Source organism: Bacillus sp. EB106-04-02-XG92, from assembly GCF_058791995.1.
In genome coordinates this window covers 194,224-210,205 of sequence record NZ_JBYTEA010000007.1, presented here as the reverse complement: position 1 = coordinate 210,205, position 15,982 = coordinate 194,224, and the positions used below count along the sequence as shown (strand labels likewise).

Genomic DNA, 15,982 nt, shown 5'->3' with positions numbered 1-15,982 from the left:
TTATATAAAAAAAGAAAGGAAGGCAGAAGTGTTTTTTAAACGATCGATTTATTAGAAACACTCGCTTCGAATTTACGTTTTGAGATTACATAGTTTATAGCAATTCCTAACGAAAGGATCAATATGAAACTTAGTAAATAAAACGGTACCATGACACCTACTTTAGAAACACCAACTGTAAACAACATTAACAATACAATTCGAATTCCTGTACCAATTAACCGAAATAAGCTATCCACTCTTCCCATTACTTCGTTTGGAATTTCCTCCATCATCAATACATTTCTCGCCACTCTTGTACCCGCATTTCCAATTGCATGAAAAATTGCAAGTGCATATAACAACATTACGGAAGGTTCAACAATCATTACGGTAATTGAAATTACATATAGGAACATCGTCATAACGATTGAAATTTCTATTTTGACATATTTCATCATAATTGGAATACTTATTCCCGCAAGAACCGCTCCGACACCATACATCATACCTTCTATTGCGTATACAGAGGCACTAGCTTTTAATATATCTGAAATATATACCGGGATTAAATAATTTGCCATCATAACACCGATAAAAGGCATATAAGTCGCAAGTAAAAACCAAAAGAACTTCGGACGCTTTTGCATGAAGTGAATCCCTTCGAACAATTGTTTCTTAAATGTTACTTTCTTTTTCACTTCTTTTTTCTTTACGTACGGTATACATAAGAAAAGGACGAATGCTCCTGCAAAAGTTAACATATCTACTAACAAAATCCATTTTAAAGAAATGATTTCAATAAGGAAGCTAGTAGCAGCTCCTGATATAACTTGAGTTAACTGTCCTTGTATTTCCATTGTTCCACTTAAACTTTTATAATGTTCTGCTTGAAATATCTCTTGGTTGAACGCAAACATTGTAGGGTAAAATAATAAATAGTAAAATGACCCTGCTATATATATAAGAATATAGTGAATAGAATGATAAGGTTGCCCAGCAAATCCCCATATAGCCATCATTCCTATAACAATTATCCCAATACCTTCATTACATAGTAATAAAGATTTTCTTGAAAAACGATCAATACTTTGCCCGATAAAAGGTGTTAATAAAAACATAATAAGAGTTGCGATGATGGAAACATAACCAAACGTTGTCTCTCCTCCACTCTCTTTAATTAACAACCACGGAATCGTTATCATAACAATTCCGGAACCAATAGCTGATAAACTATTGGCTCCTAGAATGAAATACAAGCGTGAATCTTTATACAGAGATGGCATATCACTCCACTCCTAGTTGTTTTTTCACCTCTTTATATACGCCCATATATGCTTTTAATTCTTTAACTAAATCATGAATTAATGGTTTTGCATCTTCTCCCAGTTCACCGTCTTGTACATGAAGTCCATCAAGCACTACTTGTTTTGGGATTGCATTTGCGTATACCCCTCTAGCTACAATGCGCATACTGTTTAATGCGTTAATTCCACCTTTACCGCCTCCAGCAACTGCAAGTAATGCGACAGGTTTATGAACAAATTCAATACTACTTAAGTAATCTAACGAATTTTTCAGCGCCCCACTCATTGCATTATGATATTCAGGTGTACATAATACTACACCGTCTGCCGTTTTCACTAACGCCTTTAATTTTTTTACTGCTTCTAATTCACGCTGTGATTCCTCCCCATTATATAAAGGCAGTTCCTCTACTGATAAATCGTATAACTCCCCTTCAAATTGATCAGCAATATATTTTGCCACAACACGAGTTCTACCGAATTTTCTTGGTGTACCGTTAATAACGACTAGTTTCATAATTATTTCTCCCCTTTGTTTTCAAATTATACTTATATATTATCAGAAATTTCTATACAAAACACAATATAAAGAGGGAACTAGCTTGATAAAATAGTATGATAGAAGAAAAAAAGAACTCATACGAAAGTATGAGTTCTTCACGATTACTTTTCCTCATCTATACTGCTCAGTCTGTTTACGCTTCCTTTCGCTTCAAAATGGTTATACGCTTTTTCCGCTAATTGAATACGCTCTTCTGGCAATGCTATATATTTCATAATACTTTCAATCATTTTTTCGTACGGAGTAAAGACAATTCCTGGCCACTCTTTCTCGTCCTCTGGATTGCTATTTTCCGAAATAATAAATTTCTTATTCGCCACTGCATAAGAAACTCGCGGTGTTTCCAGAATGCCCGATAAGTAAAAGTGAATATTTAATATAATTTTAGACCTAGCAATTAACTCATTTCTGACAATTCCCCACGCATTATTTTTAAAAACGATATTTAAATGGGGGGCAACTGCTTTTAATTGATCAAAAATAGCTTGTCGCCTCGGATTAAGAGCACCTATAAACAATATATCAATGTCTTCAGTTATCCCATCTTCAAATGCTTCTTTTTTTATTTCTAAAGTTGGAGCATAGTTCATTTCCACATGTTTTATTTCTTTTCCTACGCCTTTTTGTTTTAACCATTCTATATTTTGTTTGCTATAATCCCAAATTTCCTTATCTTTTAATAACATTAAATAAAGGGGATGCGCATAAGGACTTCCTTCATATAGCTGTTCTAAATTATAAATAATCGCATTGTTCGGAAGTAGATTTGGGTTATGTGCAAATGTATGTGCTCCGAAAACAATTGTATTTTTCACATTTTCTAGTATTGTTTCTGATATAATTGCTGTATTTCCCTCCTGCTCCAATCTCCATTTCAAAGATCGCGCGACATCTATAAAACTACCATACGTCTTTGGGCATATAAAAAGACAATAATCATATTCTTTATTCAAATAAGCTTCCATAAGTCTTAAATTATTTTTATATAAATCCACATCTGGATATTTAAGTAAAAGATCACTTGCATGTTTTTTTGCTACTTTATACATTCCAGCATAATAAGCAGCAATGCACCTTCTTAATTCAATTTTTTGCCGATGCTCATCTGCTACGTCCATGTCTAAAAGAAGATTTGCGATACAATACGCTTTTAAATGATCACGATCATAATAATAATCTAGTAGTGGCATCAATTCTTCATACGTATTTCCATGCACAGATTCCCCTAGTTCTAGCGCCCATCGTATTAATTCCATTATTACTCCACTACTCCTTTAACCGAAAATGTATTTAATAAAATTTCGCATTACTTTCAACCATATTTGCTATATGCAACGGTAGCTCTTCTTTTTTCGATTCCAAAAATTTTTGTGATACTGCACCTAAATGTTTTTTATGTGGTATATAAAATGCACTTATAGAAATTTCATAGTCAAATAAGTAATCATACACATGATAATCTACAAATAGAAGATCATTATTCGGAAAAGGAATTTCCTTCCCTTGCAGGGCATACATCAAAGCAATATTATTTTGAGATTTTAATCGATACATTCTTGCCAGTTGGTATAATGGCTCAGCCCGAGTTGGTCTATATTCCCACGCTTTTTGAAAATAAAGAATAGCTAATGCTGTATATTGCTCTTCTTGCGCCTTCGCATTTTCTTTTTCCTCTGCTTCTGTTACTTCATGTTGTTTATTTGCTGCATTGTTTGCTAATTGTTCATAACAAAATCCTATTCGCAGCAACGAATAGAACACCTCTTCAACCCATCCTCCTGCCTCCACTCGTTTTTTATACCATTTAATCGAATCTTCAAATTGCCTTAAATGAAAATAAGTTTGGGCTAAATAAAATAAATATCTTATATGCAAATCTGGCGTTGTTTCTGGATCACTCAACCCTTGTAACAATAACCTCTCGTCTCTCTCAAATTTGTCAGCTTTACTACCACCATCCCCAGGATCGTTAACGACAAGCGTCTCTAACCTAGCTACCCTTGTATTGTAATTCGCACCAACTTTAGAACGATCTATATCCCAATACTCATGAGTAACACCGACAGATTTCCATGGTAAAGAAGCTTTCAAAAGGCGTGTAAGCCAATACTTAATATGAATATCATATTGCAATGTAAGATAATGGTCTTCCGTTAAACTAGTCTTATCAAACCCCGGATCAACTTCTAATATCATATCTGCATCTAATATTAATAAATAATCTGCTTCTGGATATGTTTGTTGCGCCAATGACACTGCTAAACTTCTGTTATAACCAAAGTTTTTAAATGGTTCATGATGAACTGTTCCAGGGATATCATTTTCTTTGCACCAATTTTCAATAATTTCAGGTGTACTATCAGTTGATCCCGTATCACAAATAGAAACAAAATCTACAATTGATTTTGTAGCATTTAAACATCTTTCCATAATTCTAGACTCGTTCTTAACAATCATACAAAGACATAACTTTTTTTCTTCCCCTGCATTCTTCACTTTCTCATTTCCCATTTAACCACCTCATATTTTATTAACACGCTCTTTTCATATGTAACACCATTTCATAGCTACACTGATGACATAATCATCCTTTTACTATTTATGAAAACTTCATTTTATTTATTCTTATTTTTATATTTGGACATCTTTTATGCTTCACTATATATTTGATACAATCAGTACAAATAAACATACAGTACGTAAAATGTAAAGTCGTACATTCCATAGTTTAAGAGGGGGCATTTTGTTGGATTACATTTGGCTAGATGACAAATCACCAATTTTAGAACAACTACCAAGCAACTTTAAGTCTGCTGCTATATTACTTCATCCTTTTTTCCAAATGCCTTTAGGGTGGGAACACTCAGTAAGAAAAAAATCTTACGAGCACATATATCCAAGTGCTGAAGAAATCATGCAAAATGGGAAATCCGTTTCTTGGGAGGAAATGATGTCTTATAGTGGACTAAATTCATACACAGAACTAGCAATAGCCATGTTAACTTCCATTAATGCCTTTTCAGAAGAATATAAAAGAGATGACTTAGCTAAAAAGCTACATTCAAACTTTAAACAAGACCTTTATTATCCAACGGAAGATTATACATCTATATTTTTATTACAGAATTTACTAAAACTCCTTGATTCGAAAGGTGCAAAAAATCTATATTTCTCTGAACCAATCTTTGATACAAACGAATCATTACAGATAAATGATACAACCCCTTTAAATATTTGGGACCTTTTCTATAGTGAGTTCATTATTACTGATGAAAACATGGACTATGCATTCATGAGTATGTTTGATTCCTTTACAACTTTTTTATTAGCGAAAGACGAAAATATAGAACACATTGTTCAATCAATACATATTGAAGCTATCATATGTAATAAAAAAACAATGATTGATTGGTATTTATAAATTAGAAATTTCTTACACTATAAAAAAAGAAACTTGCGCCTTTGCACAAGTTTCTTTTCAAAATCATTTCCTATTTTTTCACAACTTCATGTCCACCGAACTGATTACGAAGAGCTGAAACTACTTTTCCGTGGAATGTATCATCTTCTTGAGAACGGTAGCGCATAAATAATGACATTGCGATTACTGGTGCTGCCGCTTGAAGTTCAAGTGCCGTTTCCACAGTCCATTTCCCTTCTCCTGAAGAATTCATTACACCTTTAATACCATCTAGTTTCGGATCATCTGCAAATGCCTTTTCAGTTAAGTCCATTAACCAACCGCGGATAACCGATCCGTTTGCCCATACTTTTGCAACATCTTCATAATTGAAATCAAAATCACTTTTATCTAACACTTCAAATCCTTCAGCGATTGCTTGCATCATTCCGTATTCAATGCCGTTATGAACCATTTTTAAGAAATGACCACTTCCGACGCGGCCTGCATAAGAATACCCATTCTCTACTGCTAAATCTTTAAATAAAGGTTCTAATTGATCGTAAATTTCTTTTTCTCCACCAACCATTAAGCAAGCACCGTATCTTGCTCCTTCTACACCGCCTGATGTACCAATATCTACGTAATGTAAACCAAAGCTTTTCGCTTCTTCAGCACGACGTAACGTATCTTTATAGAATGAATTTCCGCCTTCAATAACGATATCGCCTTCTTCTAATAATGGATATACATCTCTTAGTACCGATTCAACAACTTCTCCCGCAGGTACCATTACCCAAATTGTACGAGGGGCTTCTAGTTCAGCGATCATTTCTTTTAATGTATGACGAGCAGTAATCCCTAAAGCCCCAGCCTTTTCAACAAGCTCTTTATTTACGTCATATACAACAACTTCATGTTTGTCTTCATATAAGTGTTCCGCTAATGGGAATCCCATTTTTCCTAATCCAATTAAACCTAGTTTCATATTAATCAATCTCCCATTCTATACAAATATATTTAATAACGAAATGAGTCCAAGTGCTACAACAGATAATATTGTCTCCATTGCCGTCCATGTTAATAATGTTTCTTTCACAGTCATTCCGAAATATTCTTTAATCATCCAAAATCCAGAATCATTTACATGTGATAAAATTAATGACCCTGCACCTGTTGCAAGTGCTAGTAGTTCTACATTTACACCTGGTGTACTTGCTGCAATTGGTGCTACAATTCCAGCCGCTGTCATCATAGAAACTGTAGCAGATCCAGTCGCAATTCGGATAAGTGCCGCAATTCCCCAGCCTAATAATATCGGTGAAATATGAGATTCTTTCGCCATTTCTGCGATTGTCGTTCCAATTCCAGAATCTAATAATACTTTATTAAATGCGCCGCCTGCACCAATAACTAACAGTATGTTCGCAATAGGCCCAAGGCAATCATTTGTAAATTGTAATACTTTATCCTTTGAGAAACCTTTTGCATAACCAAGACTAAAGAAAGAGTATATCGTTGCAATTAATAACGCGACAATTGGATCTCCAATAAAGTGCAATACTTGCGCAAGTTGACTTGTTTTGTTTAGCGCTACTTCCGCAATTGATGCACCTAGCATTAGAAATACTGGAAGTAAAATTGTAAACAATGTATTTCCGAAACTAGGAAGCTCCTTCTTCTTATCTCTTTCAATAAATTGCTCCGCTATATCTAATGGTACTTCTTTATGTATACGAGCACCAATCCATTTCCCGTAAAGCGGACCTGAAATGATTGCAGTTGGAAGTCCGACGATTAAAGCATATAAAATTGTCTTCCCTACATCTGCTTTAAAAATACCTACTGCTGCCATCGCTGCTGGATGTGGCGGAACGAGTCCGTGTACAACAGATAAACCTGCTACTAGTGGTATACCGATTGTAATAAGTGATACCCCTGTTTCTAACGCAATTGTAAATACTAATGGAATTAACAGTACAAATCCAACCTGGAAAAACACTGGAATCCCTACTAAAAATGCAACGAACATCATTGCCCAGTGAACACGTTTCTTCCCAAAACGATCAATTAATGTGTTAGCAATTCGTTCAGCACCGCCAGATTCGGCCATCATTTTTCCAAGCATCGTTCCTAATGCTAATACTATCGCTAAAAACCCTAACGTATTACCAAGCCCTAGTTTAATAGAATCGATAATCCCTGGATCTTTTGGTGAAGTTCCAATCAATGGCATTCCCATTGCCAGTCCTACACCAATTGCTGTTAAAATTAACGCGACAAACGGATGCCATTTTACTACCGTAATAAGTAAAAGTAGTATGACAACTGCCGCTAGTACGATTCCAACTACCATTTCTCCCCATCCCCCTATTGTTTACGTTGGAAAGCAGCTATACAATCAAATTCTTCTTTCAAGCGATTGTAAAGTCGTTCATACATATAAAACATTTCTAAATATATAGCCGTATTTTCTTTATTCGGTACATGATGATGAACGATATCAATCCAACCCTTTACCTCTTCAAGAGAATCAATTTTCCCTACAGCATATAAAGCAACTGCTGCTGCCCCAAGCGCAGATGCTTCATGACTTTCAGGAACAAGCAATTCTTTTCCCATCATATCGGATAACATTTGTCTCCAAAATGCAGATTTCGCAAAGCCTCCTGAAACGCGTATTTCAGTAAGTGGACCTGTACAATCTCTGATTGCGAGTGCAACAGAATATACGCTCATACAAACACCTTCCATGACTGCACGTATAAAATGTTCTCGTTTATGCTGAAGGTTTATTCCAAAGAATGTACCACGAGCATTTGCATTCCAGTACGGTGCACGCTCTCCAGATAAAAACGGTAAAAATAGCAATCCAGCCGCTCCAGCTGGTACACTTTCCGCATATTTAATTAATAAATCATACGGATCAATGCCAAGTTTCTTTGCTACTTCTTGCTCTGGGCTACCAAATTCATCACGTAACCATCTCAGTAATATTCCGCCATTATTCGTTGGTCCGCCAATCACCCAGTGCTCATCTGTTAATGCGTAACAAAATGTTCTACCTTTTTCATCTGTATTAACACTAGATGAAATTGTTCGAACTGCACCACTTGTTCCTATCGTAATTGCAGCTGAACCAAGAGATATTGCCCCAACTCCTACATTCGCAAGAACACCATCACTTGCACCAATAACAACTGGAGTATCTTCACGAATGCCCATCTTTTGTGCTAATTCTGGTTTCATACCCGATAAAACATATGTAGTTGGCACAGGTGTTGATAATTTTTCTGATGACATATGTAACATCGTTAAAACATCTTCATCCCAGTTTAATGTTTCTAAATTAAATAACCCAGTAGCTGATGCTATTGAATAATCCACTACGTAACGTGAAAACAATTGATACAAAACATATTCTTTAATGGAAATAAATTTATATGCGCTCGCATATAATTCTGGCTCTTCCTCTTTCATCCACAATAATTTAGAAAGTGGCGACATCGGATGAATTGGTGTACCCGTTCGTCTATAAATTTCATGCCCATTCATATGTTGTAATAATTTTTCTGACTGTTTCGTACTTCGATTATCTGCCCAAATAATAGAGCGCGTTAACGGCGCACCGTTTTCATCTACTGCAATTAATGAGTGCATTGCAGTACTAATGCCAATTGAAGAAATATCCTCTGGTAAGACGTTACCTTTTTTGATGGCAACGCTTACAGTTTTATATACAGCGGCACATATTACATCAGGATCTTGCTCAGCCCATCCGACGTTCGGTTGAATAATTGGATAATCCACTGCATGTGACGCAACGACTTTTCCTTTTTCTGTGAACACAACCGTTTTTGTACTTGTGGTACCGATATCAATCCCGATTACTCTCCCCCTTGTTTCCATGCGAATCTTCCCTTCGTTTCTAGCAAAATACGATTTAGTAAACCGTTTACATGAATTAGTATATAAAATATTTTTTCTTTAATCAAGTTTTAAAAAGAAAATTTTTTTCATAACAAAAAATATATCCCCTCATTCCATTTCACTTACATACCAAATTTAAATTTCCCCGCGGTAAAGTTGCGTTATATTCGTTACGCAACACACTCTTTTTCTTTCATTAGCAATACATAGTCCTTCCTTACGTTCTACTCATTTGCATAAAAAAAGTTGAGTAGCAATATTCATTTTTAGGGAGTACTTAACATCAATCTAAGAAAAACACTCGTCCTTTTATCTTAATAAATATAGAATACGTATCCTACTATCAACTTATTAACTTGTAAATATATATTCCATACAATAAAATTTAAAAGTTTTATATTTTTCAGAAAAATAAAACAATATTTTTAGACTTTATTGTATAATGTTGTAAAAAGATGTCGGAGGGATTTAATGTTACAAAAAATATCTCAATTCACAATTAAGCTTTCATCCATTCTTTTATCACTCTTACTATTATTAAATTTACCCTACTTATTTATCACTCAACAAGGATTCACCTTTCAACCAATGTATTTTTTTAATCAGATTGTTACTATGTTAAAACAGGTTTTCTCCCCTGAATCATTGTTGGTTATAGGATCAGACCCAAAGTATGGTCATTTAAAAACAACACCATTATTTCCAACTGTTTTAGAACCTTATCTATATTCATTTACTATATTATTTTTAGCCTTTTTGCTTGCGCTCTTTTTATCATCTAGCATGGCATTTTTTTATTTTTTAGCAAAAGATTATATAAAAAAATGGATAAACCGAATTGTGTTCATATTAGAAGCTGTCCCTGATATGATGATGATGATTTGTTTGCAAATATTTTTCATATGGTTACTACGGAAATTCGGGGAATTACCTGTCACCATTATTTCTTTTAATGAAAATCGAGCTTATTTACTCCCTATTTTATCTTTAGCGGTCTTACCTACATTACAAATGTTTCGGATGATGGTGTTATACATAAAAGAAGAACATGAAAAACATTACGTGGAGGTTGCATATGGCAAAGGCCTTTCATCAAGTTATATACTATGTATTCATTTATTCAAAAATATATCTATCCACTTCTTCCACCATTTAAAAACGATTTTTGTTTTTTTACTGTCTAACTTATTCATTTTAGAATTCGTTTTTAATATGCAAGGCATTATTCAATTTTTATTTAAAAAGGCGTTTATTTCACCACCAGCTGCATTTATCATACTTGTCATGATTATTTTACCGTTTTACGCCATTTTTCAAATCATCTCTTTCATGATGAATAAATGGCAAAAGCAATTGAAAGGAGCAGCTTTATGAAATCTATTTGGAAATCAAAACGCTTTTTAATTGGCTTTACTTATTTATTCATACTTGTTTCAGCTAGTTTTATTTATAGTTGGTTCTTTAAAGAGACCATCCCAAAAGCTCCTCATTTACTTTACAATGACAATAACGAATTGCTTGGAAAGGCTCCCTTTCCACCATCATTAATACCGCCTTTTGGATCGGATCGTTTTGGAGAGTCTGTTTTCTTACAAATTATAGAAGGAGCAAAGTTCACCATTTTATTAGCCGTGGTAATTAGCTTCTTTCGAATTTTATTCGGAACATGTATAGGAATACTCTTAAGTTTATACGCTTCAAAATTCAAGAGATTTTTCCAATCATGCTCAGAAGTTTTTTACTATATTCCTACTTTATTTATCGCATTTATACTCATCAAGCCCGTTAATATTGTAATCGTATCAAATGCTGATAGATTAGATCCAAATATTTCATTTGCGTTTTATCAAGTACTCGTACTTATATTCGTCGCTCTGCCTACACTTTCTTTATATATATCCTCAGAGGTTGACGAATTTATGAAACAAGATTACATTTTAAGTTCTCAATTGCTAGGGGCTAGCCGTTTTCATATTATCAAAAAACACTTACGAGTCTTGTTACTTGATCGCTTATTTGTGTTATTCATGGAACATATTGTCCAAGCGCTCATACTCGTTATCCATTTAGCGTTGCTTGATATTATAATTGGCGGGATCCAAATGCGGGAACTCTATGATGGAGCGCTCAAACCTGTTTCTCTATCTAATGATTGGGCTGGCCTTATTGGATTAAATCGTTATGAAATGAATCTTTCGTGGTGGATTATTTTTTATTCTCTCGCTTCATTCTTTATTACGATTCTATTTATTAAGCTTATGACAATCGGGATTCAAGATGCACTGAAAGCAAGAGATTCGCAAGTTGTAGCAATTCAAACCGTTCCAGATCATAAGAAATTTGTTAAAAGTAAAGATTCTTTTTCGTTTGCAGATAAAGTGAACCTTTAATCATCTCTCATGAATCGGTATTGATATAAAAAGAGCTGATCCCTGTTCAATGCAGGGATCAGCTCTTTTCTGGCGTCTAACTTTTTACATGTCTTTAGCTAGACTCATACTTTTTATATTTAATGTGAATTATTTACAATCACAATTATGCTGTTTAAAATCGATTACCATACGTCCTTGAATTCTACCTTGTTCCATTTCTTCGAATATATTTTGCACTTTATCTAAAGAACAAGTTTGAACGACTGGCACTACTTTTCCTTCTGCACCGAACATGAATGCCTCTTCTAAGTCTTTACGAGTACCGACTAGAGAACCAACGACTTCAATTCCATCTAATACAAGGCGCGGAATGTTTAAATCCATCGTTTCTACTGGTAAACCTACTGCAACGACTTTACCACAAGCACGTACTGCATCAACTGCTGAGTTAAATGCTACTTTAGAAACAGCTGTTACTACAGCAGCATAAGCACCACCAAACTTATCTTGAACAATCTTATCAGCAGGGCCTTGAGAAATTGGATTGATAGTCATATCAGCACCAACCTCTTTTGCTAAGGCTAATTTATCGTCATTAATATCTACTGCAATTACCTTTGCACCAAATACGTTTTTAGCATATTGAATAGCTAGGTTACCTAATCCACCACACCCATAGATGACGATAGGTTGACCAGGTTTAATGTCTGATACTTTTATCGCTTTATATGTAGTTACGCCCGCACATGTGATTGATGATGCTTGAGCAGGATCTAACCCTTCTGGTACTTTCACCGCATAATCTGCTGTAACAATACATTGTTCTGCCATACCACCATCTACTGAATAACCAGCATTTTTAACTTCACGGCAAAATGTTTCTCTACCCGTTACGCAATATTCACAACGTCCACAAGATTGGAACATCCATGCAATACTTACACGGTCACCTATCTTTAGTGAAGTAACATCCTCAGCAATTTTCGTAACAATACCTACACCCTCATGACCAAGAATGCGGCCATCTGTGTTTCCGAAATCATGATTTGCAACGTGTAAATCAGTATGACAAACTCCACAATACTCTACATCTACTAGCGCTTCACCTGAGTGTAACGGACGTAATTCCTTTTCAATAACTTCAATGTTTGCTTTACTATTTTTATTAACTACTACTGCTTTCATATGTGATCTCCCCTTTAGTGTTTTAGAATTTTAATGAGTACATCTCAAAACTTCTGTCTTCACTGATTTGGCTCATCATTATGCCAAATTTAAATGTTCAATCATCATTACACGTTCATCATAACATGTAATTTTAAAAGCTTATTGTTAAATATTGAACAATATTTGAATTATTAACCAAATATTTATTTGAAGGAAAAACTGAAATTACATCTATGTATATAGTTTATTAGAGCTCTACGCGGGAATACAAGACTCCATTAATACAGATTTTTCAAAACAGGAAAATCTATAGTCATCAAATTTTAATAACAGACCATTGACCAATATAAAAAGCCCTTCATCTGAAGGACTTTTTATATTCGTTTCATCGAAATTGTTTCACGTATACTTTGTAAATTTTGCAACGTTTCTTCTTGACGCTGTAACGATAACCCAACGTATAAAGTATCTAATAAACTTAACTGTGCTAATCTTGATGAACTGGCTTCTGTGCGGAATTCCGTCTCACGTGTTGAAGTATATAATGTAATATCAGCAAGTTGACTTAATGCGGATTTCTGATAGCTCGTAATTGCAATAATGCGAGCTCCCCTTGCTTTTGCTACTTCTAACGCTTCCAGTAACCCTTTATTGCTACCAGAATGAGAAATTCCAATGACCACAGCTTCTTTCGTAAGTAAACCCGCACCCATAATTTGAAAATGTGAATCTGTATGAGCAATACAAGAAATACCCGTTCTCATAAATTTATGATATGCATCCATCGCAATAATACCAGAACCACCATTTCCATAAAACTCAATACGGCTTGTATCTTGCAATACTTTTACAGCTTTCTCTAGCGCTGTATCGTTTAGCAAATGTAATGTATCTTGCAGTCCTGTAATATGCGAATGAAAAACTTTTTTAGCAACGGTTACCATACTATCTTCCGCCGATACTTCTTCATGAATATTTTGCATAGGAGTATGTACAATTTCACGAGCTAATGTAATCTTTAAATCTTGAAACCCTTGAAATCCAAGGTGCTTACATAAGCGGAATATCGTAGCTTCAGAACTATTCGTAACTTCAGCTAATTCTGTAATAGATTTATGTACAACATCTTGTGGATGTTCCAATATATGTTCTGCAATACTTCGCAATTTCGGTGATAAACCGTTTAACGAAGCCTGAATCTTTCCAATACCACTTCTTGTTCCTGGCATAGCATATCTTCCCCTTCCATCGTAACTTTATTGTACCTAATTATCGAAAGAAGAAAAACCTTTATTTGGCACTACTATAAATTGAAACTTTAATCAGTGAGAGTATTGTACATCTCCCACTGATTGTTAACCCGCAAATAGCGGGTTAACTCTATATACTTCTATATATTCTTCCATAACATGGTACTCCGTTATTCATACTTACGATTCCCCTCATGTTTCACCGCATATAATGCAGCTTGCGTACGATCATCTACTTCCAATTTAGCTAAAACATTTGAAACGTGTGTTTTCACAGTTTGTTCTGTAATATGAAGCTCTGCTGCAATTTCTTTATTACTACGCCCTTTCGCAATTTCACGAAGTACTTCTTGCTCTCTTTTCGTTAACATGGAAAAAGGATTTTCTTTTTCTTTCTTGACTGCTGACCGTCCTAATAGTGCCGGTGTTACTTTCGGATGAAAATTCGCATTTCCTTCATGTACTGCAATGATAGAAGCGACAAGTTGCTCAGGCTGTACTTCTTTTAATTGATAACCATCTGCTCCAGCTTCCAGTGCTGGTAAAACATAATCTTGCTCTGAAAAACTACTTAATATAAGTATCTTTATTGTTCCATCATATTGTTTTATCCGTTTTGTTGCTTCAATACCATCCATCTTCGGCATTGATAAATCCATTAATACTACATCTGGTCTTTCCGTTCGGACGAATGTTAATGCCTCTTCACCATTTTCCGCTTCCCCAACTATTTCAAATTCTTCTCTCGTTTTCAAAAAGAATACAAGTCCTCTTCGAACGATATGATGATCCTCAACTAGTAGTAATTTTATCTTCAACCTTCTTCTCCCCTTCAAACTGGCAATTGAATTTCAATTTTCGTACCCTTTTTCAGCTCAGTTTTTATTTGAAATGATCCCCTCATTAACTGAATACGTTCCTTCATACTTTTTAAACCGAGCGCTGACTCTCTTACGTGATCTTGTATAAATCCTATTCCGTTATCCTCTATGTAAAAATACAACTGATTATTTTCTATTTTTAAAAGAACATTTACCTTTTCACATGAAGCGTGTTTTTTACAATTATGTATAGCTTCCTGGCTAATACGCCATAAAACTTCTTCTATTTCATCTCCAATTGAAACCATTCCATCAATTCGAACTTCCACTTGAATCCCTAACAACTTTCCGTAATTTTTAATTGCCTCTGCTAAACCTTTCTCTAATCCTTCCGGTCTTAATTGCCAAATTAAAAGTGTCATTTCTTGTAATGCTTCTTGTGATAACTCTCCAATATAACTCAACATGTCTTGCAAGTCTCTATCTTGCGTCATATTTAGAGTACCTTTTGCTGTTAGCATAATAGAAAATAACAATTGTTTTACTGAATCATGTAAATCACGAGCTAATCGATTTCTTTCAGCTACCACTACATATTTACGTTCTTTCTCTACTAACTGAATACGTTGTATTGTCGTTCCTATTTGAAATGCAATCGATTCTAATAATGCTAATTCTTCCTCTGAAAAATGTGTTTTTTGAGGCGAGGCCACATTTAATAGACCAAATTTCTCCGATCCAGACCTAAGGGGAATCGTCGCATGATGCGTTACATCTTCGGTCTCTCCCCAATTACATTCAATCGCATCCTCTATTCGCTTACATTCAATAATATTTGTCGCTTTTTCCAATCTGCCATTCACAAAGCGCTCTACACACCAACAGTCTCCTTCACACATTGGCTTCTTCTCTTGCCACGTAAGAGCTGGCGGTAAGTTTTCATCTACAAGCATACGGTGCTTTCCGCTTTCATCGATAAAGAATATCCACCCTGTTTGTAAATTCATAACTTGTAACAATGTATGTAACACTTTTTCTAACATGTCCTGTAAGTCTGTTGCTTCATTTAATAATTCAGCAATTGCTTTTAATGCTTCTAAACGATGCATCTCTTTTTCTTCAAAGTTCATTTTCATCACCAACTACCATTATAACATTAAGAAATTTCTAAATTCTACAAATTAAAAAGAGCCA

At 34.8% G+C, this 15,982-nt stretch carries 14 protein-coding genes; 3 read left to right on the top strand and 11 right to left on the bottom strand.

Annotated features, from left to right (window positions below; all coding sequences use genetic code 11):
• Window positions 1-35: 35 nt before the first annotated feature.
• The 4 genes from AC3WVA_RS19240 to AC3WVA_RS19225 form a co-directional block, all read right to left on the bottom strand.
• Window positions 36-1,265 (bottom strand): MFS transporter, encoded by a 1,230-nt coding sequence (locus AC3WVA_RS19240; protein WP_098881058.1) that lies wholly within the window; start codon window positions 1,263-1,265, stop codon window positions 36-38.
• A gap of 1 nt (window position 1,266) precedes the next feature.
• Window positions 1,267-1,803 carry an NADPH-dependent FMN reductase gene (locus tag AC3WVA_RS19235; RefSeq protein ID WP_048528860.1) on the bottom strand — a complete coding sequence of 179 codons (537 nt, stop codon included), beginning with the start codon at window positions 1,801-1,803 and terminating at the stop codon, window positions 1,267-1,269.
• A 146-nt stretch (window positions 1,804-1,949) separates the two neighbouring features.
• Window positions 1,950-3,104, bottom strand: coding sequence for a CgeB family protein (locus AC3WVA_RS19230; RefSeq protein ID WP_098881057.1), 1,155 nt, complete (start codon window positions 3,102-3,104; stop codon window positions 1,950-1,952).
• Window positions 3,105-3,138: 34 nt separating this feature from the next.
• Complete coding sequence (locus tag AC3WVA_RS19225; RefSeq protein ID WP_098881056.1) at window positions 3,139-4,359, bottom strand: tetratricopeptide repeat-containing glycosyltransferase; 1,221 nt, start codon at window positions 4,357-4,359, stop codon at window positions 3,139-3,141.
• 229 nt (window positions 4,360-4,588) lie between these two features.
• On the opposite strand from AC3WVA_RS19225, the gene AC3WVA_RS19220 reads away from it, so the two are divergent.
• Entirely contained in the window at window positions 4,589-5,269 is a 681-nt protein-coding gene (locus AC3WVA_RS19220; RefSeq protein ID WP_417902482.1) for a DUF2711 family protein, read from the top strand.
• Between the two features lie 70 nt (window positions 5,270-5,339).
• Here AC3WVA_RS19220 and gnd read toward each other — a convergent pair whose 3' ends face one another.
• From gnd to gntK, 3 genes are read right to left on the bottom strand one after another with little or no spacing between them, the layout of a single operon-like run.
• On the bottom strand, window positions 5,340-6,236 hold the full coding sequence (gnd, locus tag AC3WVA_RS19215) for a phosphogluconate dehydrogenase (NAD(+)-dependent, decarboxylating) (protein WP_098881054.1): 897 nt from the start codon (window positions 6,234-6,236) through the stop codon (window positions 5,340-5,342).
• Between the two features lie 18 nt (window positions 6,237-6,254).
• Window positions 6,255-7,604: a GntP family permease gene (locus AC3WVA_RS19210; protein WP_048528855.1), complete on the bottom strand. Its 1,350-nt coding sequence runs from the start codon at window positions 7,602-7,604 to the stop codon at window positions 6,255-6,257.
• A gap of 14 nt (window positions 7,605-7,618) precedes the next feature.
• On the bottom strand, window positions 7,619-9,157 hold the full coding sequence (gene gntK, locus AC3WVA_RS19205) for a gluconokinase (RefSeq protein ID WP_098881053.1): 1,539 nt from the start codon (window positions 9,155-9,157) through the stop codon (window positions 7,619-7,621).
• A 492-nt stretch (window positions 9,158-9,649) separates the two neighbouring features.
• Here gntK and AC3WVA_RS19200 point away from each other — a divergent pair, with 492 nt between their 5' ends.
• Both AC3WVA_RS19200 and AC3WVA_RS19195 read left to right on the top strand, forming a co-directional pair.
• Window positions 9,650-10,552, top strand: coding sequence for an ABC transporter permease subunit (locus AC3WVA_RS19200; RefSeq protein ID WP_098521243.1), 903 nt, complete (start codon window positions 9,650-9,652; stop codon window positions 10,550-10,552).
• A complete protein-coding gene (locus tag AC3WVA_RS19195) occupies window positions 10,549-11,568 on the top strand; it encodes an ABC transporter permease (RefSeq protein ID WP_142342012.1) in 1,020 nt (339 codons plus the stop codon). The genes AC3WVA_RS19200 and AC3WVA_RS19195 overlap by 4 nt, the downstream gene beginning before the upstream one ends.
• A 129-nt stretch (window positions 11,569-11,697) precedes the next feature.
• Here the strand turns inward: AC3WVA_RS19195 and adhP are convergent, their stop codons facing one another.
• The 4 genes from adhP to casK form a co-directional block, all read right to left on the bottom strand.
• Window positions 11,698-12,735, bottom strand: a complete 1,038-nt coding sequence (adhP, locus tag AC3WVA_RS19190) for an alcohol dehydrogenase AdhP (protein WP_098881051.1) — start codon at window positions 12,733-12,735, stop codon at window positions 11,698-11,700.
• 356 nt (window positions 12,736-13,091) lie between these two features.
• Entirely contained in the window at window positions 13,092-13,946 is an 855-nt protein-coding gene (locus AC3WVA_RS19185; protein ID WP_071758152.1) for a MurR/RpiR family transcriptional regulator, read from the bottom strand.
• A 191-nt stretch (window positions 13,947-14,137) separates the two neighbouring features.
• Window positions 14,138-14,785 (bottom strand): response regulator, encoded by a 648-nt coding sequence (locus AC3WVA_RS19180; RefSeq protein WP_048528849.1) that lies wholly within the window; start codon window positions 14,783-14,785, stop codon window positions 14,138-14,140.
• A 14-nt stretch (window positions 14,786-14,799) separates the two neighbouring features.
• Window positions 14,800-15,918: a two-component system sensor histidine kinase CasK gene (gene casK / locus AC3WVA_RS19175; protein WP_098520428.1), complete on the bottom strand. Its 1,119-nt coding sequence runs from the start codon at window positions 15,916-15,918 to the stop codon at window positions 14,800-14,802.
• Window positions 15,919-15,982: the final 64 nt, after the last annotated feature.

Excerpts from the sequence above, each read along its gene's own strand:
- AC3WVA_RS19240 (WP_098881058.1), bottom strand. The coding sequence starts at position 1,265 with ATGCCATCTCTGTATAAAGATTCACGCTTGTATTTCATTCTAGGAGCC.
- AC3WVA_RS19235 (WP_048528860.1), bottom strand. The coding sequence starts at position 1,803 with ATGAAACTAGTCGTTATTAACGGTACACCAAGAAAATTCGGTAGAACT.
- AC3WVA_RS19230 (WP_098881057.1), bottom strand. The coding sequence starts at position 3,104 with ATGGAATTAATACGATGGGCGCTAGAACTAGGGGAATCTGTGCATGGA.
- AC3WVA_RS19225 (WP_098881056.1), bottom strand. The coding sequence starts at position 4,359 with ATGGGAAATGAGAAAGTGAAGAATGCAGGGGAAGAAAAAAAGTTATGT.
- gnd (WP_098881054.1), bottom strand. The coding sequence starts at position 6,236 with ATGAAACTAGGTTTAATTGGATTAGGAAAAATGGGATTCCCATTAGCG.
- AC3WVA_RS19210 (WP_048528855.1), bottom strand. The coding sequence starts at position 7,604 with ATGGTAGTTGGAATCGTACTAGCGGCAGTTGTCATACTACTTTTACTT.
- gntK (WP_098881053.1), bottom strand. The coding sequence starts at position 9,157 with ATGGAAACAAGGGGGAGAGTAATCGGGATTGATATCGGTACCACAAGT.
- AC3WVA_RS19200 (WP_098521243.1), top strand. The coding sequence starts at position 9,650 with ATGTTACAAAAAATATCTCAATTCACAATTAAGCTTTCATCCATTCTT.
- AC3WVA_RS19195 (WP_142342012.1), top strand. The coding sequence starts at position 10,549 with ATGAAATCTATTTGGAAATCAAAACGCTTTTTAATTGGCTTTACTTAT.
- adhP (WP_098881051.1), bottom strand. The coding sequence starts at position 12,735 with ATGAAAGCAGTAGTAGTTAATAAAAATAGTAAAGCAAACATTGAAGTT.
- AC3WVA_RS19185 (WP_071758152.1), bottom strand. The coding sequence starts at position 13,946 with ATGCCAGGAACAAGAAGTGGTATTGGAAAGATTCAGGCTTCGTTAAAC.
- casK (WP_098520428.1), bottom strand. The coding sequence starts at position 15,918 with ATGAACTTTGAAGAAAAAGAGATGCATCGTTTAGAAGCATTAAAAGCA.